This window comes from Kitasatospora cheerisanensis KCTC 2395, assembly GCF_000696185.1.
Classification (GTDB): domain Bacteria; phylum Actinomycetota; class Actinomycetes; order Streptomycetales; family Streptomycetaceae; genus Kitasatospora; species Kitasatospora cheerisanensis.
The window spans coordinates 3,772,461-3,796,809 of record NZ_KK853997.1 but is presented as its reverse complement, the minus strand read 5'-3'; the positions used below and the strand labels follow the sequence as shown (position 1 = coordinate 3,796,809).

Below are 24,349 nucleotides of genomic sequence, written 5' to 3'. Positions count from 1 at the left end.
GCCGCCCCGGGAACCGGGGGAGCCGTGCGCCGTCGACGCGCTGCCGGGAAGGGCGGGCGGGTCCTACTCCTCGACGGGGGTGCCGTCGGCCGCGATCCGGGCGAAGCCCAGGTACTTGTGCAGCGCCTTCGGCAGCAGCACCGAACCGTCCGCCTGCTGGTGCTGCTCCAGCACCGCCGCGATGGTCCGGCCCAGCGGCAGGCCCGAGCCGTTGACGGTGGCGGCCGGGGTCGGCCGGTTGTTCTCGTCCCGGGTGCGGATGCCCGCCCGGCGGCCCTGGAAGGTGCCGAAGTCCGACACCGAGGAGATCTCCCGGTAGGTGTCCTGGCTGGGCAGCCACACCTCCAGGTCGTACGTCAGCTGCGAGGAGAAGCCGGTGTCGCCGGCCGCCAGCACGACCACCCGGTAGGAGAGCTCCAGCTCCCGCAGGCAGGCCTCGGCGTGCGACACCATCAGCTCCATCTGCTCGCGCGCCTGGTCGGCGGCGCAGATCCGCACCATCTCCACCTTCGAGAACTGGTGCAGCCGGATCAGCCCGCGGGTGTCCCGCCCGTACGAGCCGGCCTCCGAACGGAAGCACGGGGTGTGCGCGGTCAGCGCCAGCGGCAGCTCGGCCGGCGCCACGATCTCGTCCGCGTACAGGTTGGTCAGCGGCACCTCGGCGGTCGGGATCAGGAACAGGTCGCGGTCGGCGACGCCCGTCCGGAACAGGTCCTCCTCGAACTTCGGCAGCTGCCCGGTGCCGGTCATGGTGCGGCGGTTCACCAGGTACGGCACCGCGTGCTCGACGTAGCCGTGCCGGCGGGTGTGCAGGTCCAGCAGGAGCGCGACGATCGCCCGCTCCAGCGCGGCACCGGTGCCGCGCAGCACGCTGAACCGCGAACCCGACAGCTTGGTGGCCCGGCCGAAGTCCATGATCCCCATGACCTCGCCGAGGTCGACGTGGTCCTTCGGGGTGAAGTCGAACGCCCGCGGCTCGCCGACCCGGCGCAGCTCGGTGGCGTCCTCGTCCGAGAAGCCGTCCGGCGCCTCGTCCGCGGGCAGGTTCGGGATCGTCAGCAGCAGGTCCGTCAACTCCTGCTGGACGGTCTCCAGTTCGGCCTCGTTCTGCTGGATCTGCTCCTTCAGCGCGCGGGCGCTCTCCTTCAGCTCCGTGACGTCGCCGCCCTGCTTGGCCGTCCGCTGCACCTCCTGCGCGACCTGCTTGGAGCGGGCCCGCAGCTCGTCGCCGGCCTGGATGCCCGCGTTGCGGCGGGACTGCAGCGCCTCCAGTGCGGACAGGTCGAGCCGGTAGCCGCGACGTGCGAGCCGTCGGACGGCCTCGTCCCCCAGGTCGATCAGGGCGCGGGCATCATGCATCGGAGTCTGCTCCTCGGGACAGCCAGGTGAAGTTCCCCGACGGTAGCAGGGGCGCCGAGCGCGCTGCAGCGCCTTTGTCGCCGCCCCGTCAGCCCTTGGCGACGAACTCCGCGAGCACCGGCGCCAGCACCTCCGGCGCCACCTCGTGGGTCTGGCCGTCCAGGGTGCGGTACTCGGCGCGCGCGGCGGCGGCCGTCGCCCGGGCCGCGTCCCGCAGCAGCTCCGTGCTGTCCCCGCCGTCCAGCACCAGCACCGGCACGGTCAGCGCGGCCAGCCGCCCGGCCGGGACCGGCGCGCCGTCCGCGGCCTCCAGCGCCTCCGCGTCGGTGACCAGCGTCGGCGCGACCGACTCGAAGACCGGCCAGGCGGGTGACTGCCGCATTCCGTCGACCAGTTCCTCGGGCGCGCCGACGAAGGCCATGAAGCGGGCGACCGCCGCGCTCCGGTCGCCGGCGGCGACGTCCCGCCGCACGCCCTCCCGGTACTCCCGGAACCGGGCCCGCTGCTCCTCGGTGGTGGCGAACGGCGGCTCGTACACGGCGACCCGCTCGACGCCGATGCCCGCGCCGGCCGCCCGCAGGGCCAGCGCCCCGCCGGAGGACACCCCGAACAGGGTCGCCGAGCCGCCCGCCGCCGCGACCAGCGCCGCCAGGTCCTCGATCTCCCGCTCCGTGGCGTACTGGTCGCCGGCGCCGCTCTCCCCGCGGCCGCGCCGGTCGTAGCTGAACACCCGGCACCCCTGGGCGGCCAGCTGCTCGGCGATGCCCGCGGACGGGCCGAACGCGCGGTGGCAGAGCGCCCCGTCCACGATCACCACGGCGGGGCCCTCACCCGCCGCCTGGTAGGCGATCGGGGTGCCGTCGGCGGAGGTCACGAACTCGGTCATGGTCGAACTCCCTTGTGCGGTGCGGGTGGTCAGTGGGCGAGGGTGTGGGCGACGAGCGCGTTGGCGTGGCCGTGGCCCAGGCCGTGCTCGGCCTTCAGCCAGGCGACCAGCTCCATGTGCCTGGTCAGCGGCGAGCTGCGGATCAGCTCCTGCCAGTCGGCGATCGGCCGCCCGTACTTCTGCTCGATCGAGGGGAAGTAGCTGGCCGGTCCCTTGACGCTCATCCCTGGTTCCTCCGTGTCCGCCGCGCTGCCGTCGTTGCCGTCACAGGAATGGACGAGCGTCCCCCGCGGCACTCATCGCTCCCCGCGAAACTTTTTTCGCGCCACTCGGCGAACACCGGCCGCGGCCCGCCGCAGCCGCCTACCGTCGGGGCATGGCATGGATCGACGACAGCACGATCGAGCGCGCCGCCGACTACCTGTGGACCGCGGGCCGGGTCCTCGAACAGCGGCGCTTCACCCACCTGTTCGGCGTCCCGGACCCGGCGGGCGTCCTCGCCGCCCTGGACGCCTACCGCACCCTCGACGGCGGCTGGGCGTACGGCCTGGAACCCGACGTCCGTGGCCCGGCCGCCCAGCCGCTGGCCGCCGGCGCCGCCGCCCGCATCACCGCCGAGGCCGGCGCCCTGAACGGCCCGCGCGGCACCGAACTCTGCGACTGGGCCGCCACCCTGACCACCCCGGACGGCGGCGTCCCCGCCGTGCTGCCCAGCCTGCGCCGGTACCCGCACCCGCCCTTCCTGCCGATCGCCGACGACCCGCCCGCCGAACTGCTCGCCACCGGCCAGATCGCCGCGCCGCTGCTCCGGCACGGCGTGCAGCACCCGTGGCTGAAGGGCGCCCAGGAGTTCTGCCGCCGCACGATCGAGGCGATCGACACCACCCACCCGTACGAGGCGATCACCGCCGTCGGCTTCCTGGACGCCTCGCCGGACCGCGCCTGGGCCGCCGAACAGGCCGCCCGCCTCGGTGAACTGGTGCGCCGTCAGCAGCTGGTGCTGCTGGACCCGGCCCACCCCGAGCAGGTGCGGCTCGCCCCCGGCTACGCGCCGCGCGAGTACCACCTGCCGCACGACTTCGCCCCCGGCCCGGACAGCCTGGCCCGCGCCTGGTTCTCCGACGCCGAACTCGAACGCGGCCTGGTCCACCTGGCGTCCGCCCAGCTCCCGGACGGCGGCTGGCCGATCAACTGGGCCCGCTGGTCGGAGTCCACCGAGCACGAGGCCCGCCCGGGCGTCACCCTCGGCGCCCTGCTCACCCTGCGCAGCTACGCCTGACGCACCGCGAGGTCAGCCGACGGCGCGCTTCACCAACTCGGCGATGCGCGCCGACTCGGCCTCGCCCAGGTCGGCGATCGCGTAGTACACCGGCCACATGTCCCCGTCGTCCAGCCGGGCGTTGTCGCTGAAGCCGATCGTCGCGTACCGGGACTTGAACTTGGCGGCGCTCTGGAAGAAGCACACCGGCTTGCCGTCCTCGTTGTTGTACGCGGGCATTCCGTACCAGGTCTTCGGGGCCAGCTGCGGCGCGACCGTGGTGACGATCTCGTGGAAGCGCTCGGCCAGCACCCGGTCCTCGGCGGGCATCTCGGCGATCTTCTCCAGCAGGTCCCGCTCCGCCTCGGCGGCCTTCGCGGCGGCCGACGCCCGCTTGGACTCCGCCTTCAGCTCCTTGGCGCGTTCCTTCATCGCCGCGCGCTCGTCCGCCGTGAAACCCTCGTGCTTCTCCGCCATGACCGCTCTCCCGTCCCGCTGTCCCGTTGACGTTCTTCATCCTAGGAACGGGCCCGCCCGCCCGGCTTCTCAGAAACTGATCGGTCTCCGGAGCGGTCCCGGGAACGCCGGAGCCCGGCCCGGGGGACTCCCGGGCCGGGCTCCGATGCGGTGCTCAGCGGGCCTTGAAGGTCCGCAGCCGCAGGCTGTTGCCGACCACGAAGACTGAGGAGAAGGCCATCGCCGCGCCGGCGATCATCGGGTTGAGCAGGCCGGTCGCGGCCAGCGGCAGGGCCGCCACGTTGTAGGCGAAGGCCCAGAACAGGTTGCCCTTGATGGTGGCCAGGGTCCGGCGCGAGAGCCGGATCGCGTCCGCCGCCGAGCGCAGGTCGCCGCGGACCAGGGTCAGGTCGGCGGCCTCGATCGCCGCGTCGGTGCCGGTGCCGATCGCCAGGCCCAGGTCGGCCTGGGCGAGGGCGGCCGCGTCGTTGACGCCGTCGCCGACCATCGCCACGGTGCGGCCCTCGGCCTGGAGCCGCTGCACGGTGGCGACCTTGTCCTCCGGCAGCACCTCGGCGATCACGTCCTCGGCGGGGATCCCGACCTCGGCCGCCACCGACTCCGCCACCAGCCGGTTGTCACCGGTCAGCAGCACCGGCCGCAGGCCCAGCGCCCGCAGTTCGGCGATCGCCTCCGCACTGGTCGGCTTCACCGCGTCCGCCACCTCCAGCACGGCCCGCGCCTGGCCGTCCCAGCCGACCGCGATCGCGGTCCGGCCGGTCCGCTCCGCCGCGGCCTTCGCGGCCAGCAGCTCCGCCGGGAGGTGCTGCGCCCACTCGGCGAGCAGCGCCTCCCGCCCGGCGACCACCGCGTGGCCGTCGACGACGCCCTGCACGCCCAGACCCGGGACGTTCTCGAAGCCCTCGACCGGCTCCAGCTCGCCGAACTTCTCCTGCGCGGCCGCGGCCACCGCCCGGGCGATCGGGTGCTCGGAGGCGTGCTCCAGCGCGCCGGCCAGCCGCAGCGCCTCGTCCTCGGTGGTGCCCTCGGCGGTGTGCACGCCGACCAGCGCCATCCGGCCGGTGGTCACGGTGCCGGTCTTGTCCAGCACGATGGTGTCGACCTTGCGGGTGTTCTCCAGCACCTCCGGGCCCTTGATCAGGATGCCCAGCTGGGCGCCGCGGCCGGTGCCGACCAGCAGCGCGGTCGGGGTGGCCAGGCCCAGGGCACAGGGGCAGGCGATGATCAGCACCGCGACGGCCGCGGTGAAGGCGGCGGTCCAGCCCTCGCCGGTGCCCAGCCAGTAGCCGAGGGTGGCCAGCGCCAGGGTGATCACGACCGGCACGAACACGCCGGAGATCCGGTCCGCGAGGCGCTGCGCGGCGGCCTTGCCGTTCTGCGCGTCCTCGACCAGCTTCGCCATCCGCGCCAGCTGGGTGTCCGCGCCGACCCGGGTGGCCTCGACCACCAGCCGGCCGCCGGCGTTCACGGTCGCGCCGGTCACCGAGTCGCCGGGGGCGACCTCCACCGGCACCGACTCGCCGGTCAGCATCGACGCGTCCACCGCGGAGCTGCCCTCGACCACGGTGCCGTCGGTGGCGATCTTCTCGCCCGGGCGGACCACGAACCGGTCCCCGACGGCGAGTTGCCCGACCGGGACGCGGACCTCGCGGCCGTCCCGCAGCACCGTCACGTCCTTCGCGCCCAGCTCCAGCAGCGCCTTCAGCGCCGCGCCCGCGGTCCGCTTCGACCGGGCCTCGAAGTACCGTCCGGCCAGGATGAACGCGGTGACGCCGGCCGCCGCCTCCAGGTAGATGTTCGACGCGCCGTCGGAGCGGGCGATGGTGAACTCGAAGCCGTGCCGCATGCCCGGCATGCCCGCGTCGCCGAAGAACAGCGCCCACAGCGACCACAGGAACGCGGCGCCGGTGCCCAGCGAGACCAGGGTGTCCATGGTCGCGGCGCCGTGCTTCGCGTTGGTCCAGGCGGCCCGGTGGAACGGCCAGGCCGCGTACGTCACCACCGGCGCGGCCAGGGTCAGCGACAGCCACTGCCAGTTGTCGAACTGCAGCGCCGGCACCATCGCCATCGCGATCACCGGCACGGCCAGCGCCAGCGCGGTGATCAGCCGCTGGCGCAGCGGCGCCAGCTCGTCGGCCTGCTCCTCGGCGGGCCCGCCCCGCTCCTCGGCCGGCGGCTCCGGGAGGGCGGCGGTGTAGCCGGTGGCCTCCACGGTGGCGATCAGGTCACTGACGTCCACCGGCCCGTCGACGACCACCTTGGCCTTCTCGGTGGCGTAGTTGACGCTGGCCCGGACGCCGTCCATGCGGTTGAGCTTCTTCTCGATCCGCGCGGCGCAAGAGGCACAGGTCATGCCGCCGATGCGGAGTTCCACCTCGGTCGAGGCGGGTGCTGCCTGGGTGGTCATCAGGGCTCCTCGTGGTCTCGGACATCCCGGCCGGCGGCCGGGCACTGCACTTCTCAGGCGCGGCCGGTCAGCTCGTAGCCGGCCTCGTCGACGGCGGCGCGCACCGTCTCGTCGTCGAGCTCGGCCGCCGAACCGACGGTGACCAGCCCGTTCTTCAGGTCCACCTGGACCGCGTGGACGCCGTCGAGCGCCCCGATCGCCTTGCCGACCGACTGCTCGCAGTGGCCGCAGGTCATCCCGGACACGGCGAACACGGTGGTGACCGCGGCCGGCTCGGTGACGGTCGCGGTGGTCGAGCAGGTGCCGTCGCTGGAGCAGCAGGACATGGGATCCTCCGTAGCTGGTTTCTGATACCCAGAGGGGGTATCACCTCCGGTAGCAACATTTATACCCCTGGGGGGTATGCAATGCAAGCGTTGCTCTCCATGGATCCGGGCCGCCGGCCTCCTCGCGCGTGCGGTTCCTGTTCTCGACCGCACACCACTCCTGACCTCGAGAAATTTCCGGCCGCCCGCGCCTCTCGGCGTACGCCGCCCTGACCTCGCCGTTTGCCGCGCGGGCCGCCCGGCGGCGGTCCGCCCCTCCGTCGAATCTGGGCCCGCTCACGCTTGACACATACCCCTGGGGGGTATGTACTCCGTGGTGTCGCCGGGCACCGCCAACCGTCAAAGGAGTCCGCCATGAACACCGCACTCAAGGTCGCCGTCTTCGCCTCGGGCCTCGCCCTCGCGTTCGGCGCCGCCTACGGAGTCGGCCACGCCGTCGGCACCACCCCGGCCGCGCCGCCCACCGCGCACGAGGACCACCGGGCCCACGACACCGCGGCCGCCCCGCACGAGGAACACGGCGGCCACGAGGACCATCCCGTCGGCGGCCTGCAGATCTCCGACCGCGGCTACACCCTCAGCCTCGACCGCACCGTGGTCCCGGCCGCCGGCCCGACCGAGCTGAGCTTCCGCGTGCTGGCCCCGGACGGCAAGCCGCTCACCGCCTACCGCCCGGCGCACGAGAAGGAACTCCACCTGATCGTCGCCAGCCGCGACCTGACGGACTTCCAGCACGTCCACCCGGTCCGCGCCGCGGACGGCACCTGGACCGTCCCGGCCACCATCGCCAAGGCCGGCGACTATCGGGTGTTCGCCGACTTCACCCCGGCCGCCGAGACCGAGTCGCTGACCCTCGGCGCGGACCTGCACGCCACCGGCGACTACCGCCCGGCCGCCCTCCCGCAGACCGGCCGCACCGTGACCGTCGACGGCTACACCGTCACCCTCGCCGGCGACCTGACGACCGGACGGGCCGGCCGCCTCGCCTTCACCGTCAGCAAGGACGGCCACCCGGTCGCCGACCTCGACCCCTACCTCGCCGCCTACGGTCACCTGGTGGTGCTGCGCGCCGGCGACCTCGGCTACCTGCACGTCCACCCGGACGGCGAGCCCGGCGACGGCGTCACCGCGCCCGGGCCGGAGGTCGACTTCACCGCCACCGCGCCGAGCGCGGGCGACTACCGCCTGTTCCTGGACTTCCAGCACGCGGGCACCGTCCACACGGCGGCCTTCACCCTCACCGCCGACGCCACGGCCGCCGCGCCCGCGCCCGCTCCCGCCGAGGCGGGCCACCAGCACTGACCGGCCGCCAGGCCCCCCGTGCGCCCGGAAACGGCGCACACCCACGTCCGTCACATACCCCCTCCCGGTATATTTCCAGAGGAGCCCCGGCCATGTCCGAGCCCAGCGCACCACCCGCACCGCGCCGCTGGACGGCGCTCACCCTCATCGCCCTCGCCCAGTTCATGGTCATCATGGACACCTCGATCATCGGCGTGGCCCTGCCGAAGATGCAGATCGCGCTCGGTTTCTCGCAGGAGAACCTGTCCTGGGTGTTCAACGCCTACGTGATCGCCTTCGGCGGCCTGCTGCTGCTCGGCGGACGCCTGTCCGACCTGTTCGGCGCCAAGCGGGTGTTCGCCGCCGGCTGGACCGTCCTCGCCGTCGGCTCCCTGGTGGCCGGACTGGCCGGCACCGCCTGGGTCGAACTGGTCGGCCGCGCCGCCCAGGGCGCCGGCTCCGCACTGATCGCCCCCGCCGCGCTCACCCTGCTGATGACCCTGTTCGGCGGCCGCCCCACCGAACTCCCCAAGGCCTTCGCCGTGTACGGCGCGGCCGCCCCGGCCGGCGGCACCGCGGGCGTGTTCCTCGGCGGTCTGATCACCCAGTACGCCAGCTGGGAGTGGGTGTTCTGGGTCAACGTCCCGGTGGCGCTGGCCGTGCTCGCCGCCACCCCGTCGGTGATGCCCGCCGCCGCGGCCCGCCGCGGCTCGATCGACTGGCTGGGCGCGGTCACCGTCACCGCCGGCCTCGCGGTCACCGTGTTCGCCGTCGTCCGCGCCCCGGAGATCGGCTGGGGCTCGGCGCAGACCTGGCTGGTGCTGGCCGGCGGCCTACTGCTGATCGCCGCCTTCCTGCTGGTCCAGTCCCGCCGCCGCGAGCCGCTGATGCGCCTCGGCATCTGGCGCAGCCCGAACCTGGCGGGTGCCAACCTGGCGCAGCTGCTGATGGCCGCCGCGTGGATCCCGATGTGGTTCTTCCTCAACCTCTACCTGCAGCAGGTGCTCGGCCTGAAGGCGTTCGCCTCGGGCGCCGCGCTGCTGCCGATGACCGCCGCGATCATGCTGATGATGATCGTCCTGGCGCCCCGCTTGATCGCCCGCTTCGGCCCGAAGCCGCTGATCGTCACCGGCCTGGCCGCGCTGGCCGGCGGCATGTACTGGCTGTCGCTGGCCCGCCCGGACGGCAGCTTCACGGTCGACGTCCTGCCCGCCTCGCTGCTCGCCGCGGTCGGCATGTCGCTGGCCTTCATCCCCTCGCTGGGCACCGCGCTGGCCGTCCCGAACCCCGCCGAGGGCGGTCTCGCCTCCGGCATCGTCAACACCTCCTACCAGGTGGGTTCGGCCCTCGGCCTGGCCGCCATGACCGCCGTCGCCGCCGCCCACGGCTCCCGCGAGCTCGGCGACCCGGTCGCCCTCACCCACGGCTTCTCCGCCGCTTTCCTCGGCGCCGCCGCCCTGGCCCTGCTCGGCGCCGTCGCCTCCCTCCTCACCCTCCGCACCCCGGCCCGGCCGCCGCCCCGGCGGAGGCCACCGCCTGACCCCGCCGTTCCCCGCCCCTGCCCGGCGCTCCCCGCGGAGCGCCGGGCAGGGGCCGTCGTCGTGGACGCGGCGCAAACCCGACCGCCGGCCGGACGGATCGGCGTAGCCTTCGTGCATGGCAGAGAGCAAGGTCGCGAAGGCCGGGCGGAAGAAGCCCGAGACGCACCTGGGGATGGTGCGCCGGGCCCGGAGGATCAACCGAGAACTGGCGGAGCTGTACCCGTACGCGCACCCGGAGTTGGACTTCGACGGGCCGTTCCAACTGCTGGTGGCGACCGTGCTGTCGGCGCAGACCACCGACCTGAGGGTCAATCAGACCACCCCGGCGCTGTTCGCCAAGTACCCGACGCCGGAGGACCTCGCGGCGGCCGTCCCCGAGGAGCTGGAGGAGATCATCCGGCCCACCGGGTTCTTCCGGGCCAAGGCCAAGTCCCTGATCGGCCTGGCGATCGGGCTCCGCGACCGCTACGACGGCGAGGTGCCGCGCAAGCTCGACGACCTGGTCACGCTGCCGGGCGTCGGCCGCAAGACCGCCAACGTCGTCATCGGCAACGCCTTCGGCGGCGCCGGCATCACCGTGGACACGCACTTCGGACGCCTCGCCCGCCGCTTCGGCTGGACCACCGCCGAGGACCCGGAGCAGGTCGAGGCCGACGTCGCGGCGATCTTCCCGAAGTCGGAGTGGACGATGCTCTCGCACCGGGTGGTGTTCCACGGCCGCCGGGTCTGCCACGCCCGCAAGCCCGCCTGCGGGGCCTGCGCGATCGCGCCGCTCTGCCCCTCCTACGGCATCGGCGAGACCGAGCCGGAGAAGGCCCGCAAGCTGCTCAAGTACGAGCTCGCCGGCCAGCCCGGCCAGCGCCTGCGCCCCCGGCCGACTACCCCGGCGAGGCGGCCGCCCGCGCCGAGGTCGCCGCCGGCCACCCGCTGCCCGACACCGCCCCGGCCGCGGTGCGCGCCGCCCGGAAGAACGCGGAGGGCGGGGCGTGACGGCGCCCGCGGTGCTCCGCGACGGCCTGCCCGACTGGCTGCTGCCGGTGCGCGACGCCGCCGAGCGGGCGGCGCCGGAACAGCTCAGCCGCTTCCTGCCGCCCGCCGAGGGCGGCCGCCCGTCGGCGGTGCTGATGCTGTTCGGCGAGGGCCCGACCGGCCCGGACCTGCTGCTGATCGAACGGGCCCGCAGCCTGCGCTCGCACGCCGGCCAGCCGTCCTTCCCGGGCGGCGCGCTGGACCCGGAGGACGGCGACCCGGCCACCCACGGCCCGCTGGCGGCGGCGCTGCGCGAAGCCGCCGAGGAGACCGGGCTCGACCCGGCCGGCGTGCAGCTGTTCGCCCGGCTGCCCGCGCTGTACATCCCGGTGAGCGGCTTCGTGGTGACGCCGGTGCTCGGCTGGTGGCGGCGCGAGTCGCCGGTCGCGGTGGTGGACCCGGCGGAGACCGGCGCGGTGTTCCGGGTGCCGCTGGCCGAGCTCACCGACCCGGCGAACCGGGCCCGGCTGCGCCACCCCTCGGGGTTCACCGGCCCGGCGTTCCAGGTGGCCGACCGGCTGGTGTGGGGCTTCACGGCGGGGGTGATCGACCGGGTGCTGCACCTCAGCGGCCTGGAACGGCCCTGGGACAGCCGGCGCACCGTCGAACTCTCCGAGGAGGCCGTGGCGCTGTCGCTGCGCCACGGCTCCTGAGCGGTCAGCTCCCGGACCGCAGCGGGGCGAGCGTCGAGATCACGTCCCCGGTGTAGGTGTCGCCGTTCTCGTCGGTCCACTGGTCGCTGGTCGAACCCGCCGCCGACGAGAACAGGCCCAGCACCAGGTAGATCACCAGCAGCGCCTTCGCGGCCCCGGTCAGCACCAGCGGCCGGGTCGCGGAGCGCTGCGGCTCGGCGTTCGGCGGATCGCCGAACACGTCCTTCGGGTAGGCGGAGGTCAGCATCAGCAGGTACGCCTGGAAGCGCATCCGGTAGCGCAGCACGGCGGCGGTGGCCTCGAACAGCGCCTGCGGCATCCGCCCGAGGATCAGCACGATCAGCCAGTTGACGAAGGACAGCGTCCACCAGCCGGCCTGCAGCAGCCCCTGCACGATCGCGGCCGGGATCACCAGCAGCAGCCGGAAGAACACCGCGAGCCGGTTCAGCGGCCCGCCGGGCCGCAGCTCGATCCGCACCGGGTGGTCCGGCGCCGCGAAGCGGAACGGCGGGTAGCGGTCGACCACCAGCAGCATCGAGGCGTAGACCCTGGTGTCGTAGGCCACGTACCCGGCGAGCCACTCGGCGGCGAAGCGCGGGAGCCGGCCGGTGACCAGGGCGCCGAACCAGCCGATCACCACGACCACGAACGCCACGATCGACAGCAGCCACAGCACGACGAACTGCGGGATCAGCAGCAGCAGGCGCAGCAGCACGGTGAGCCGGTTCTGCCGGTCGGGCGGCGGGATGTCCAGGGCGGGCCGGAATTCGGTGCGGTCCACGACCGGCGCGTCCCACCTGGGGTGTTCCATGGCACGACTCCCTGATCCCTCGTCGGCTGTCCAGCTGATCAGACAGTCTCAACAAAACCGGGCGGGTTGCCCGCCGGGCTGACCCGATCGGGCGACACCCCGTGGCCGGTGTCCCCCGCCCGGCGGGTCGTGGGAGGGTATCCGGGTGAACGTCCTGGATCTGCTGCTGATCGCCGCCGCACTTGGCTTCGCCGTCTCCGGCTATCGGCAGGGGTTCGTGGTCGGCGTGCTCTCCGTGCTCGGCTTCCTCGGCGGCGGCCTGATCGCCGTCCAGCTGCTCCCGCTGGTCCTGCGGCACCTCTCCCCGGGCACCACCGCCTCGGTGGTCGCGGTCGTGGTGGTGATCGTCCTCGCCGCCGTCGGCCAGGCGATCACCACGCACTTCGGCTGGAAGCTCCGCGGACGGATCGGCCGCGGCAAGGTCAAGACCCTGGACGCGGTCGGCGGCTCGCTGGTGAACGTGCTGTCCATGTTGCTGGTGGCCTGGCTGATCGGCTCGGCACTGGCCGGCACCTCGCTGCCGACCGTCTCCAAGCAGGTGCGCACCTCCAAGGTGCTCGGCTCGGTGCAGTCGGCGCTGCCGGCCGACGCCCCGAACTGGTTCTCCGACTTCAGCAAGGAACTCGCCCGCAACGGCTTCCCGCAGGTGTTCAACCCGTTCGAGCAGGAGCCGATCACCGAGGTGGAGCCGCCCGACCCGGCGCTGGCCGCCAGCGCGGGCGTGCAGAAGGCCAAGGGCTCGCTGGTGAAGGTGCTCGGCACCGCCCCCTCCTGCGGCAAGACCCTGGAGGGCTCCGGCTTCGTGTTCGCCCCGCACCGGGTGATGACCAACGCCCACGTGGTCGGCGGCGTCGACGAGCCCACCGTGCAGATCGGCGGCGTCGGCCAGCTCTACGACGCCACCGTTGTCCGCTACGACTGGCAGCGCGACATCGCCGTGCTGGACGTCCCCCGGCTGAACGCCCCGGCGCTGACCTTCGCCGGCGACGCCCGGACCAACGACTCGGCGATCGTCGCGGGCTTCCCCGAGAACGGCGCCTTCAACGTCCAGCCCGCCCGCATCCGCGGCCGCATCCAGGCCAACGGCCCGGACATCTACCACCGCGGCCAGGTGGTCCGCGACGTCTACTCGATCCGCTCGCTGGTCCGCCAGGGCAACAGCGGCGGCCCGCTGCTCACCCCGGACGGCCAGGTGTACGGCGTGGTGTTCGCCAAGTCCCTGGACAGCTCCGACACCGGCTACGTGCTGACCGCCGCCGAGGTGAAGGACGACGTCACCCAGGGCGCCACCGCCGTCGGCAAGGTCGACACCGAGGGCTGCGCACTCTGACCGGCCGCGTGCCGCACGAGCCCTGACGACCCGTCGGCCGCGCCTGGTAGCGTCGGCCGAGCTCACCCGAACGGCCCAGCCGGGCCGACCCCGGCGGAGCCCGACGGGAGGTTCGACAGACGTCATGATGGGTCACTCGCACGCGGTCAGCGGCGCGCTGCTGTTCGCGGCCACCGCGCCGTTCGTCCCCCCGCTGATGGGGATGCACCTGACGCCGGCCGACGTCCTGATGGGCACCGTGCTGTGCGCCGGCGCGGCGCTGCTGCCGGACCTCGACCACCACGACGGGACGATCGCCAACTTCCTCGGCCCGGTCTCCAAGCTGCTGTGCCGCTTCGTCTCCTGGGTCTCCGGCGGGCACCGGCACGCCACCCACTCGCTGCTGTTCGTGGCCCTGATGGGCGCCGGCAGCTGGGCCGGCATCACTTTCCTGGGCCGCAACTTCACCATCGGCCTGACGTTCTTCCTGCTGGCGATGGCGATCCGCGCGCTGCGCCTGCACCCGCCGGGCGACGGCCCGACGGCCTGGATCACCCAGATCGGCCTGGCCGCGCTCGGCACCTTCGGCATGCTCAAGTGGCTGCCCAACGCCCCGGGCTGGCTGCCCTACGCGGTGGCCCTCGGCACGCTGGCCCACCTGCTGGGCGACTGCCTGACCAAGCAGGGCTCGCCGCTGCTGTGGCCGCACAAGGAGCGCTACGAGATCGTGCTGATCAAGCGCACCGGCAACGACATGGAGACCAAGATCCTGGTCCCGGTGATGACGGTGGCGACCTTCGCGCTGCTGCTGTGGTCCACCGCCATCTCGCCGACCGTGCTGGGCTGAGCGGGGCGCACCGGTCGAAGGGGCGTCAGGAACGACGTGTGGCCGGGGGCCGCGCGGAGAGGATCTCCGCGCGGCCCCCGGCCGTTTCGCGTGGCGGGAGCGGGCTCACCCCTCCCGGCGCAGTCGGGCGCCGACCCAGCGGGCGCGCCGTCCGATGATCTTTGGAATGCCGAGCCGGTAACCCGCGCTGCGTGGCGTCCGCTCGGTCGGCTGGTAGGGCCAGTCCGGCTGCGGGACGTGCTGCTGCGAGCTGCTGCTGCCACGGCGGCGTCGGCGCGGCTGGGCTTCTCGATCGGGCATCCAGGTCATACCGGAGGGATTCCCTGGGGCCGCCCGGAGTAACCGCCCCGAAGCCATGCGGCTGGCTTATGCGCTTGTCATATGAATGCCGTCAAGTCCTGGGCGGCGCACCGGCGTTGACGCCGGAAGCTCAACCGTCCTTGTGCTGCCGGACCCACCCGATCAGCTCCGCCGTGAACTCCTCCGGCACCTCCTCGTGCGGGAAGTGCCCCACGCCCGGGAGCAGTCGCCACCGGTACGGCGCGGAGACGAACTCGCCCGCCCCCAGCGCGGTGCGCGACAGCAGCACCGGGTCCGAAGCGCCCTGCACGTGCAGCACCGGCGCGGTGATCTGCTTCTTCATCCGGCGCGCGAACTGGATGCCGTCCGGCCGCGCCATCGAGCGCATCAGCCAGCGGTACGGCTCGATCGAGCAGTGCGCGGTGCTCGGGACCTGGATCGCCTTCCGATAGGCCGTCACCGCCTCGGCGGGCAGCATGTTCGGCCCGGTCCACGCGCCCAGGTAGTCGCCGACCAGCGCGCCGTCGTCCGCGACCAGCCGACGCTCCGGGATCCACGGCCGCTGGAAGCCCAGCACGTGCTCGAACGCGGCGATCTGCCGGCGGTCCGTCAGCAGCGCCCGCCGCAGGTGCCGCGGGTGCGCGGCCGACACCACCGTCAGGCTGCGGATCACCGAGGGGCGCATCACCGCGGCCACCCAGGCCAGCGTGCCGCCGGTGGCGTGGCCCACCAGGTGCGCCTGCCGCTCTCCCAGCGAACGGATCACGCCGGTGACGTCCAGCGCCAGGTTGCCGGGGTCGTAGCCGCGCGGGGTGCGGTCCGAGCCGCCCATCCCGCGCAGGTCCAGCGCCACCGCCCGGAAGCCCGCCTCGGCGAGCGCCGTCAGCTGGTGCCGCCACGCCCACCAGTACTCCGGCCAGCCGTGCACCAGCAGCACCAGCGGTCCCTCGCCGAGCTCGGCGATGTGGAAGCGGGCGCCGTTCGCGGCCAGATCCCGGTGCGTCCACGGCCCGGCCGACCGGACGCTCCACGGCTCCCCGGCGCCCGGCCGGGCGGGAACGGGGGCGGGCTCATCCACGGGCTTCTGGTCCAACGACATACCCGCAGCCTGTCATACCCGCGTCCTCCGTACCTGCCCGGCACTCGCACCGGGGCGCAAACCGTTACCGGCCGCCGGTCACTGGATCCGGCCCAGCGCCCGGTCGATCTCCTCCTTGGTGGCCGGCCGCGGCTTGGCGTTCTTCAGCACCTGCGCGGTGGCCTGCGCGCCGGCGATGGTGCGCTCCGGCTTCCGGACCTTCTTGAAGTAACGGATCATCATGAACGCCAGGAACGCGGCGATCAGCACGTACGCGCCGCCGACGATGGCGAACGACCAGCCGGTGGTGATGCCCAGTGCCTGCAGGCCCCAGGCGAAGGCGAACGAGAACATCGGGATCGACGCCAGCGCCACCACGCCCGCCACCACCCCGGCCGCGGTGCCGATGCCGCCGCGCACCACGTCCGCCTTGATCTCGGCCTTGGCCAGGGCGATCTCGTCGTGCACCAGGCTGGACAGCTCGGCGGAGGCGGCGGCGAACAGCTCGCCGACGGTGCGCTCGCCCTCGTGCGGGACGCGGGCGCCGTTCGGGTTGGTGGCTCCTGCGGCCATCGGCGGTCTCCATTTCGCGGGCTGGACGAGGCGTGCTGAGGGTGTGTCACGCACGTGTGTGTCAGCTCAGCATCATGCCCCTACTGGCGAGTCGGGCACCACTCCGGGTGCCCGCCGGACGGCGTGTCATCCCTGCCGTTGGTACACATCGGGGATCCCGTCGCCGTCCGAGTCGCGGTCCTCCTCCTCGCACAGCTGCCGGTAGTACCGGTTGCGGCGCTTCAGCAGCAGGGTGCCGACCACCGCGCAGGTCAGCGAACCGACCAGCACCGCCTCCTTGCACAGCTCCGCCAGATGCGGGTCGTCGACGAAGGCCAGGTCGCTGATCAGCAGCGACACCGTGAAGCCGATGCCCGCCACGGTGGACAGCGCGAACATGTCGGACCAGGTCAGCTGCGGATTCAGAGTGGCCCGGGTGTAACGGGCCGCCAGCCAGGTGCCGCCGAAGATGCCCACCGACTTGCCGACCAGCAGGCCGATCACGACGCCCAGCGGCGCCGCCTCGGTGAACACCTCGCCCAGCACCTTCCCCGACACCGGCACCCCCGCCGCGAACAGCGCGAACACCGGCACCGCGAAACCCGCCGACAGCGGCCGCACCAGGTGCTCGATCCGCTCGCCGGGGGAGTGCTCCTCGCCCTCCTCGCGGTGGCAGCGCAGGATCAGGCCCATCGCCACGCCGGCCACCGTCGCGTGGACGCCGCTCTCGTGCATCAGCGCCCAGACCGCCACGCCCAGCGGCACCATCAGCCACCAGCGGCCCACCCCGCGCCGGTGCAGGAACCAGAACAGCACCAGGCCCGCGAACGCCGCGCCCAGCGCCCAGAAGGTGATGCCGGTCGAGTAGAAAACCGCGATGATCAGGATCGCGATCAGGTCGTCCACCACCGCCAGAGTGAGCAGGAACGCCCGCAGGGCCGACGGCAGGTGACTGCCCACCACGGCCAGCACGCCCAGCGCGAAAGCGATGTCGGTGGCGGTCGGGATCGCCCAGCCCGCCGGGTGCCCGTCGCCGACCGCGTTCACCACCGTGTACAGCACCGCCGGCAGCGCCACGCCGCAGGCCGCCGCCACCACCGGCAGCAGCGCCGCGCTCGGCGTGCGCAGCTCCCCGGCCACGAACTCGCGCTTCAGCTCGATCCCGGCGACGAAGAAGAAGATCGTCAGCAGCCCGTCCTGCGCCCAGGCCTCCAGCGGGAGGTCGAGGTGCAGCGGCGCGGACGGGCCGAAGGTCAGCCCGCGGACCGTCTCGTAGGCGTGCGGCCAGACGTTCGCCCAGATCAGCGCGATGACCGCGGCTCCCAGCAGCAGCACTCCGCCGACCGTCTCGGTGCGCAGCGCGTCGGCGAGGAAGCGGCGTTCGGGCAGCGGGAGCAGGCCGAGGAACTGACGGCGCTCGTTGGACGGGCTGGCCACGGGGGACCTCCTGAGGCGGGCGGCATGCGGACACACGGGTGGTGCAGTGCCGACCAGACTTCCCGGCGCGCCTCAGATCCTTGATGATTCCTTGACATCCTACGGGGCGCGGCAAGAGGTATGTCGTTCCGTCCTACTTTATGAGCGTTCGACCCCCGGGGAACGACGACGGGCCGGGCCCGCCCCGATGTCTCACGGAGCGGGCCCGGCCCGGTGCCTGACGGTGGATCAGTCCTCGGCGCCGGCCGGCAGCTGGGACTGGATCAGGTTCATCACCGTGGAGTCGGCCAGCGTGGTGGTGTCGCCCACCTCGCGGCCCTCCGCGATGTCGCGCAGCAGGCGGCGCATGATCTTGCCGGAACGGGTCTTCGGCAGCTCGGAGACCACCTTGATCTGCTTCGGCTTGGCGATCGGGCCGAGCGTCCGGCCGACGTGGTTGCGCAGCTCGGCGACCAGCTCCTCGCTGTTGCTGGCGCTGCCGCGCAGGATCACGAACGCCACGATCGCCTGGCCGGTGGTGGCGTCGCTCGCGCCGACCACCGCGGACTCGGCGACCGCCGGGTGGCCGACCAGCGCCGACTCGACCTCGGTGGTGGAGATGTTGTGGCCCGACACCAGCATCACGTCGTCCACCCGGCCGAGCAGCCAGATGTCGCCGTCCTCGTCCTTCTTCGCGCCGTCGCCGGCGAAGTACCGGCCCTCGAAGCGCGACCAGTAGGTGTCGATGTAGCGCTGGTCGTCGCCCCAGATGGTGCGCAGCATGGACGGCCACGGCTCGGTCAGCACCAGGTAGCCGCCGGAGCCGTTCGGCACCTCGTTGGCCTCGTCGTCCACCACGGTGGCGGCGATGCCCGGCAGGGCGCGCTGGGCCGAGCCCGGCTTGGTCTCGGTGACGCCCGGCAGCGGGCTGATCATCATCGCGCCGGTCTCGGTCTGCCACCAGGTGTCGACGATCGGCGTCCGGCCCGCGCCGATGTGCTCCCGGTACCAGACCCAGGCCTCCGGGTTGATCGGCTCGCCGACCGAGCCCAGCACCCGCAGGCTCGACAGGTCGTAGCGGGCCGGGATGTCGTCGCCCCACTTCATGAAGGTGCGGATCGCGGTCGGCGCGGTGTAGAGGATGGTGACGCCGTACTTCTGCACGATCTCCCAGAACCGGCCCTGGTGCGGGGTGTCCGGGGTGCCCTCGTAGATCACCTGGGTCGCGCCGTTGGCGAGCGGGCCGTAGACGATGTACGAGTGGCCGGTGACCCAGCCGATGTCGGCGGTGCACCAGTAGACGTCGGTCTCCGGCTTCAGGTCGAACACCGCGTGGTGGGTGTAGCTGGCCTGGGTCAGGTAGCCGCCGGAGGTGTGCAGGATGCCCTTCGGCTTACCCGTGGTGCCCGAGGTGTACAGGATGAACAGCGGCTGCTCGGCGTCGTGCGCCTCGGGGGTGTGCTCGGCGGACTGGGCGTCGACCAGCTCGTGCCACCAGACGTCGCGGCCCTCGGTCCAGGCCACCTCCTCGCCGGTGCGGCGCACGACCAGGACCTTCTGCACGCCGTCGACCTTGGTCAGCGCCTCGTCGATGGCCGGCTTCAGCGCGGAGGGCTTGCCGCGGCGGTAGCCGCCGTCGGCGGTGATCACCACCTTGGCGTCGGCGTCCTGGATGCGGGAGGCCACCGCGTCGGCCGAGAAGCCGCCGAAGACCACCGAGTGGGCGGCACCGATGCGGGCGCAGGCGAGCATCGAGACCACCGCCTCGGGGATCATCGGCAGGTAGACGGCCACCCGGTCGCCCTTGGCCACGCCCAGCTCCTGCAGCGCGTTGGCGGCCCGGGAGACCTCGTCCTTCAGCTGCGCGTAGGTGATGGCCCGGCTGTCGCCCGGCTCGCCCTCGAAGTGGATCGCGACCCGGTCGCCGTTGCCGGCCTCGACGTGCCGGTCGACGCAGTTGTACGCCACGTTGAGCTTGCCGTCCGCGAACCACTTGGCGAACGGCGGGTTCGACCAGTCCAGGGTCTCGGTGGGCTCGACCGCCCAGCTCAGCCGCCGGGCCTGCTCGGCCCAGAAGGCCAGCCGGTCCTCGGAGGCCTGCGCGTAGGCGTCGGCGGTGACGTTGGCGGAGGCGGCGAGCTCCGCGGGCGGGGCGAAGCGCCGCTCCTCCTTGAGCAGGTTGGCCAGGCTCTCGTTGCTCAACGCGCACTCCTCATCGAGTCTCAAATACCGGGAACCCCGTGCGGAGGGATGGTCCCGTGTGTCCCAGCGCACAGCTCACCAGGCCAAGAGCCGTGTTGACAAGAGGCTCCGGAAAATTGGTGTAGACCTTTGACCCGGCAGCAGGCTGCGCCCCTGGTGGACGCCTCCCGCCGTCGCTCGGCCGGCCCTCCCGACGCCTTCCCGCCCCCGGCTCCGGTCAATCCCGCCCAGCACCTTGACGACCCCCGGCCCCGGTACTCCACTGACGGTACGCAACCCATCACCGTACGCGACAGTGACGGGGGTTCCGCATGACCGACACCTCACCCCGGCCCGGCGACTTCGCGGTCGTCCGCATGGACGGCCGCACCGGCCGCCTGATCCGGATCGGCCAATTCCTCAACGGCGACGGATTCTCCGACTACGAACACGCCTTCGTCCTCGTCGGTGACGGCCTCCTGGTCGAGGCCCAGCCCGGCGGGGCGGCGCTCAGCCCGCTCGGCAACTACGACGGCCACCCCGTGCTCTGGTCCAGCGGCCGCATACCGCTCACCGACGACCAGCGCACCGCCATCACCACCGCTGCCCGCTCCTACCTCGGCACCCCCTACAGCTTCGCCGACTACCTCGCCCTCGGCGCCGCCCGCCTGCGCCTCCCCGCGGGCCCGCTGCTCCGGCGCTACGTCGCCTCCACCAAGCACATGATCTGCTCGCAACTCGTCGACCAGTGCTACCAGGACGCCGGCGTCCACCTGTTCGAGGACCACCGCTGGCCCGGCTACGTCACCCCGGCGGACCTGGCCAACCTGCTCAACCGCCGGACCGGCGGCTGACGCACAATCAGGGGCGCTGGAGAATTCTCCACGCGCCCCTGTACTCCTCTCCGCCGTCGGCGGTCGGCCGAACCGTCAGGCGGCCAGCTCCGGTTCGGGCTCCGGCTCGTGGCCGTGCCCGGCCTCCGCGTGCACCGGCACGAACCGGCCGGTCTCACGGTCCATCACATAGGCCTGGGCGGTGGCGAGGTCGAAGTACATCCCGACCAGCCGCAGCGATCCCGCCGAGACCCGGCGCTCCACCGCCGGATTGGCCATCAGCTGGTCGAGCTGCTGCACCACGTTGGTGATGCACAGCTGCTCGGCCACGTCCACCGCCGCGCGGCCCTCGAACTCCGCCGGGGCCCGCCGCAGCCGGGCCAGCGAGCCGCGCCCGTTGCGCAGCCACCGGGCCAGCGCGGTCGGCGGCCCCTGCTGCTCCGTCACCCCGTCCAGCAGGGCCTTCATCGCGCCGCAGCCGGAGTGCCCGCAGACCGTGATCGAGGCGACCTCCAGCACCTCCACCGCGTACTGGACGGCCGCCGCCACCGAATCGTCCGCCGCGCCCGGCTCGTACGGGGCGGGCACCAGGTTGCCGACGTTCCGGACGGTGAAGAGGTCGCCCGGGCCGGAGCTGGTGATCATGCTGGTGACCATCCGGGAGTCCGCGCAGGTGAGGAAGAGCTGCGAGGGGGTCTGGCCGTCGCGCGCCAGCCGGGCCAGCTCCCGGCGGACCAGCGGGGCAGTGTGCTGCTGGAAGCCGCGCACGCCGTGCAACAGCCGCACGTGCGGATCGTCCTCGCTCTGCTCGATGCAGTGGTGGCCCACCCAGGGCGTCCACGGACTGCAGTGGTGGCCGCCGGGCGCGTCGTCGGCCAGCACGGTGCCGTCCGGATCGAGCACCTCCCGCGCCCGGCTGTCCGTCGACATCGAGACCGGGCCGCCCGCGGCTTGGTGGTCGGCGCGCCAGGCGTGCAGCGCCTCGAACGCGGCGTGGTCGAGGAACGAGCCGTCGTGCCGGACCGTCACCCGGGTGCCGACGGGGATCCGGGCCAGCGCCCGGCTCAGCTTGGGAACGGCCACGAAGGTCAGCGGCCCGTGGGTGCGGACGGTGCAGGAGCCGTCCGGCTCGGTGACCACGTCGACATGGGCCCGCGTCAGCCGGTAGAGGGCGAGCAGCACGGCGACCGAGCCGCCCAGCAGCACCCCGAGCGGGACACCGAGCAGCACCACGCCGAGCACGGTGGCCAGGTAGACCGGGAACTCGCGGTGCCGGTGCACCCGCCGGATGTGCGCGAAGCTCACCATCTGCACGCCGACCACCAGCACCAGCGCGGCGAGCGCGGCCAGCGGGATCCGGCGCAGCCCGGCCGTCAGCACCAGCGCCGCGAGCAGCACCCAGCAGCCGTGCAGCACCGCGGACATCCGGGTGGCCGCGCCGGCCTGCACATTGGCGGTGGACCGCACCGCGCCGCCGGCCACCGGGAGGCCGCCGAGCAGCCCCGACAGCAGGTTGGACGCGCCCTGGGCGCGCAGCTCGCGGTCCAGGTCGCCGGTCCGGCGGGTCATCCGGTCGACGGCGACCGAGGAGAGCAGCGACTCGACGCCGGCCACCGCGGCCACCGTGAGCACCAGGCCGAGCAGCGCCGCCCAGTGGCCGGTCAGCACGCCCGTGGGCGGCAGCGCGAAGAACTGGTGGTGCTCCCACACCGGGAGCTCGACCCGGGCCAGGCTCAGCTCGGCGATCAGCGACAGCGTGGTGGCGGCGGCGACCGCGAGCAGCGCGGCGGGCAGCCGGGCCAGCCGGGCGCCGAACCGGCCGGCCGGGCCGGGGAGCCGGCCGAGCTTCGGCCAGCCGAAGAGGATCGCGAGCGCGAGCAGGCCGACCGCCAGCGCGGGCGGGTGCGGCCCGGCCAGCTCGCCGGGCAGCGCGCGCAGGTCGGCGAGGGCCGAACTGTGCGGCGTGCCGCCGAGGATGACGTGCAGTTGGGCGATCGCGATGGTGATGCCGACACCGGCCAGCAGGCCGTGCACCACGGCGGGGGAGACGGCGAGCGCGGCGCGGGCCACCCGCAGCGAGCCGAGCAGCAGCTGCAGCAGCCCGGCGGCGACCGTCACCAGGCAGGCGGTCTGCCAGCCGTATTGGGCGATCACCCCGGCGGTGACCACGGTGAGTGCGGCGGAGGGGCCGCTGACCTGGAGGTGGGTGCCGCCGAGCAGGCCGGCCACCAGTCCGCCGACGGCGGCGGCGACCAGGCCGGCCGTCAGCGGAGCGCCGGTGGCCAGGGCGATGCCGAGCGAGAACGGCACCGCGATCAGGAACACCGCCAGCGAGGCCGGCAGGTCGTGCGCGAGCAGCGTGCGCACCCGCTGCCCCGGGGGAGCGGCGGCGCCGCCCGGCGGGGCGTGGTCGGTGGTGTCGGAGGCGATGGGGGCGCTGGAGACGTCGAGGGTCATGTCTTTCCCGTCTTCTTCCGGGGGAACGGACGCAGTCAGGTCCGGCGGTGGGGTCTCGGTCGGATCGGCTGTCGTGGATCGCAGCGGGTGTGGCGGGGCGGCCGAACGAGGGGTGGCCGCGCGGGCCCGGGGCGCGCGGCGATGGCCAGTGGCGACCCGGGTTCAAGAGTTGGCAAACCGAGAGTAATGAAACTTTTGCACAGCGTGTTCGTCCAGTGGAAGCGCAAAAGGGCTTTTCACCACATCGTGTGGTGCCCGGACCAGGCATGAAACGCCCGGGGAACGCCGAAGGGGCCGGCCGTCCAGCAGGACGGCCGGCCCTTCTGGCGGGCGGCTCAGACCCCGGCGGTCCGGGGCTGCCCGGCGCCCAGCACGTAGTCCGGGTCCACCTGGGCGGCCAGGTCCGTGCCGACCTTGGCGTTGCCCCAGCTCTCCGCGTTGCGCTGGTGGAAGCGGGCCGCCTGGGCGCTGTAGCGGCCCGGGTCGCGCAGCTGGTGGGCGGCGTCCGCGGCGGTCCGCAGCCGGCCCAGCACCTCCCGGTTGGCGGGCTCCAGCTCGCGCAGCGGCGGCTCGTCCCCGCGCTCCAGCCGGCGCACCCAGTCCGAGTGCCCGAACGCGGCGTACAGGTCCTCGCCGACCTCGCGGCGCAGGAAGGCCAGGTCGTCCGCGCTCTGCACCTTGTTGCCGATCACCCGCAGGTGGACGTCGAAGTCCTGGGCGTACTCCTTGTACTGGCGGTACACCGAGACGCCCTTGCGGGTCGGCTCGGCGACCAGGAAGGTCAGGTCGAAGCGGGTGAACAGGCCGGAGGCGAACGAGTCGGAGCCGGCCGTCATGTCGGTGACCAGGTACTCGTCCGGGCCGTCCAGCAGGTGGTTGAGCAGCAGCTCCACCGCGCCGACCTTGGAGTGGTAGCAGGCCACCCCGAGGTCCTCCTCGGTGAACGCGCCGGTCGCCATCAGGCGCACCGAGCCCTCGTCCAGGGCGATCGGCCGGGCGCAGGCCGCGTACACCGGGTTCTCCTCGACGATCCGCAGCAGGCGGGAGCCGGGGCCGGGCGGGGTGGTCTTGATCATCTCCTCGGCGGAGCGGATCAGTGGATTGGTGCCGCGCAGGTACTCCTTGATCTCCGGCAGGTGCGCGCCGAGCGAGGGCAGCGCGGCGGCCTGATCGTCCGTCAGGCCGAGTGCCGGGCCGAGGTGCTGGTTGATGTCCGCGTCCACGGCGACCACCGGACAGCCGCCGGCGGCCAGGTGGCGGATGAACAGTGCGGACAGCGTGGTCTTGCCGCTGCCGCCCTTGCCGACGAAGGCGATCTTCATCTCTGAGTCTCCGGCTCTGTGGCTCT

19 protein-coding genes and 2 pseudogenes are annotated in these 24,349 nt (G+C 73.2%); 8 read left to right on the top strand and 13 right to left on the bottom strand.

Annotation, left to right across the window (positions count from 1 at the left end; translation table 11 throughout):
* Positions 1–63: 63 nt before the first annotated feature.
* From serS to KCH_RS17140, 3 genes are all read right to left on the bottom strand, one after another.
* A complete protein-coding gene (serS, locus tag KCH_RS17150) occupies positions 64–1,359 on the bottom strand; it encodes a serine--tRNA ligase (RefSeq protein WP_035864000.1) in 1,296 nt (431 codons plus the stop codon).
* 88 nt (positions 1,360–1,447) lie between these two features.
* Positions 1,448–2,245, bottom strand: a complete 798-nt coding sequence (locus tag KCH_RS17145; RefSeq protein WP_035863998.1) for an alpha/beta fold hydrolase — start codon at positions 2,243–2,245, stop codon at positions 1,448–1,450.
* Positions 2,246–2,274: 29 nt separating this feature from the next.
* Positions 2,275–2,469 carry a DUF4287 domain-containing protein gene (locus KCH_RS17140; RefSeq protein WP_035863997.1) on the bottom strand — a complete coding sequence of 65 codons (195 nt, stop codon included), beginning with the start codon at positions 2,467–2,469 and terminating at the stop codon, positions 2,275–2,277.
* A 152-nt stretch (positions 2,470–2,621) separates the two neighbouring features.
* Here KCH_RS17140 and KCH_RS17135 point away from each other — a divergent pair, with 152 nt between their 5' ends.
* Positions 2,622–3,524 (top strand): hypothetical protein, encoded by a 903-nt coding sequence (locus tag KCH_RS17135; protein WP_035863994.1) that lies wholly within the window; start codon positions 2,622–2,624, stop codon positions 3,522–3,524.
* 12 nt (positions 3,525–3,536) lie between these two features.
* Here the strand turns inward: KCH_RS17135 and KCH_RS17130 are convergent, their stop codons facing one another.
* The 3 genes from KCH_RS17130 to KCH_RS17120 form a co-directional block, all read right to left on the bottom strand.
* On the bottom strand, positions 3,537–3,980 hold the full coding sequence (locus tag KCH_RS17130) for an iron chaperone (RefSeq protein WP_035863992.1): 444 nt from the start codon (positions 3,978–3,980) through the stop codon (positions 3,537–3,539).
* A 154-nt stretch (positions 3,981–4,134) separates the two neighbouring features.
* The gene (locus KCH_RS17125; RefSeq protein WP_035863990.1) at positions 4,135–6,387 is read right to left on the bottom strand and encodes a heavy metal translocating P-type ATPase; all 2,253 of its coding nucleotides are present in this window, start codon (positions 6,385–6,387) and stop codon (positions 4,135–4,137) included.
* Between the two features lie 53 nt (positions 6,388–6,440).
* Positions 6,441–6,713, bottom strand: a complete 273-nt coding sequence (locus KCH_RS17120) for a heavy-metal-associated domain-containing protein (protein ID WP_035863989.1) — start codon at positions 6,711–6,713, stop codon at positions 6,441–6,443.
* 354 nt (positions 6,714–7,067) lie between these two features.
* Between KCH_RS17120 and KCH_RS17115 the strand changes: the two genes are divergently transcribed.
* The 4 genes and pseudogenes from KCH_RS17115 to KCH_RS17105 all read left to right on the top strand — a co-directional run bounded on the left by KCH_RS17115 (position 7,068) and on the right by KCH_RS17105 (position 11,217).
* On the top strand, positions 7,068–8,015 hold the full coding sequence (locus KCH_RS17115) for a hypothetical protein (RefSeq protein WP_035863986.1): 948 nt from the start codon (positions 7,068–7,070) through the stop codon (positions 8,013–8,015).
* Between the two features lie 92 nt (positions 8,016–8,107).
* A pseudogene (locus KCH_RS17110) lies at positions 8,108–9,517 on the top strand (MFS transporter); the annotation flags it as partial.
* A 133-nt stretch (positions 9,518–9,650) separates the two neighbouring features.
* Positions 9,651–10,525 (top strand): annotated as a pseudogene (nth, locus tag KCH_RS39725) (endonuclease III).
* Positions 10,522–11,217 (top strand): NUDIX hydrolase, encoded by a 696-nt coding sequence (locus KCH_RS17105; RefSeq protein ID WP_035863985.1) that lies wholly within the window; start codon positions 10,522–10,524, stop codon positions 11,215–11,217. Before nth ends, KCH_RS17105 begins: the two are co-directional and overlap by 4 nt.
* A gap of 4 nt (positions 11,218–11,221) precedes the next feature.
* Here the strand turns inward: KCH_RS17105 and KCH_RS17100 are convergent, their stop codons facing one another.
* Positions 11,222–12,028, bottom strand: coding sequence for a DUF4389 domain-containing protein (locus KCH_RS17100; RefSeq protein ID WP_035863983.1), 807 nt, complete (start codon positions 12,026–12,028; stop codon positions 11,222–11,224).
* 145 nt (positions 12,029–12,173) lie between these two features.
* Here KCH_RS17100 and KCH_RS17095 point away from each other — a divergent pair, with 145 nt between their 5' ends.
* Positions 12,174–13,358 (top strand): MarP family serine protease, encoded by a 1,185-nt coding sequence (locus tag KCH_RS17095; RefSeq protein WP_035863980.1) that lies wholly within the window; start codon positions 12,174–12,176, stop codon positions 13,356–13,358.
* A 124-nt stretch (positions 13,359–13,482) separates the two neighbouring features.
* The gene (locus KCH_RS17090; protein WP_035863978.1) at positions 13,483–14,184 is read left to right on the top strand and encodes a metal-dependent hydrolase; all 702 of its coding nucleotides are present in this window, start codon (positions 13,483–13,485) and stop codon (positions 14,182–14,184) included.
* A gap of 430 nt (positions 14,185–14,614) precedes the next feature.
* Here KCH_RS17090 and KCH_RS17085 read toward each other — a convergent pair whose 3' ends face one another.
* From KCH_RS17085 to acs, 4 genes are all read right to left on the bottom strand, one after another.
* Entirely contained in the window at positions 14,615–15,562 is a 948-nt protein-coding gene (locus KCH_RS17085; RefSeq protein ID WP_035872417.1) for an alpha/beta fold hydrolase, read from the bottom strand.
* 99 nt (positions 15,563–15,661) lie between these two features.
* The gene (locus KCH_RS17080) at positions 15,662–16,135 is read right to left on the bottom strand and encodes a phage holin family protein (RefSeq protein WP_035863976.1); all 474 of its coding nucleotides are present in this window, start codon (positions 16,133–16,135) and stop codon (positions 15,662–15,664) included.
* A 126-nt stretch (positions 16,136–16,261) separates the two neighbouring features.
* Positions 16,262–17,551 carry a Na+/H+ antiporter NhaA gene (nhaA, locus tag KCH_RS17075; protein WP_035863974.1) on the bottom strand — a complete coding sequence of 430 codons (1,290 nt, stop codon included), beginning with the start codon at positions 17,549–17,551 and terminating at the stop codon, positions 16,262–16,264.
* Between the two features lie 228 nt (positions 17,552–17,779).
* Positions 17,780–19,732, bottom strand: coding sequence for an acetate--CoA ligase (gene acs, locus KCH_RS17070; protein WP_051653153.1), 1,953 nt, complete (start codon positions 19,730–19,732; stop codon positions 17,780–17,782).
* A gap of 311 nt (positions 19,733–20,043) precedes the next feature.
* On the opposite strand from acs, the gene KCH_RS17065 reads away from it, so the two are divergent.
* Entirely contained in the window at positions 20,044–20,565 is a 522-nt protein-coding gene (locus KCH_RS17065; RefSeq protein WP_035863971.1) for a C40 family peptidase, read from the top strand.
* A 75-nt stretch (positions 20,566–20,640) separates the two neighbouring features.
* On the opposite strand, the gene KCH_RS17060 is transcribed toward KCH_RS17065, so the two are convergent.
* Positions 20,641–23,001, bottom strand: a complete 2,361-nt coding sequence (locus KCH_RS17060) for a SulP family inorganic anion transporter (protein WP_035863967.1) — start codon at positions 22,999–23,001, stop codon at positions 20,641–20,643.
* 335 nt (positions 23,002–23,336) lie between these two features.
* Positions 23,337–24,323 carry an ATP-binding protein gene (locus KCH_RS17055; protein WP_035863965.1) on the bottom strand — a complete coding sequence of 329 codons (987 nt, stop codon included), beginning with the start codon at positions 24,321–24,323 and terminating at the stop codon, positions 23,337–23,339.
* Positions 24,324–24,349 lie beyond the last annotated feature (26 nt).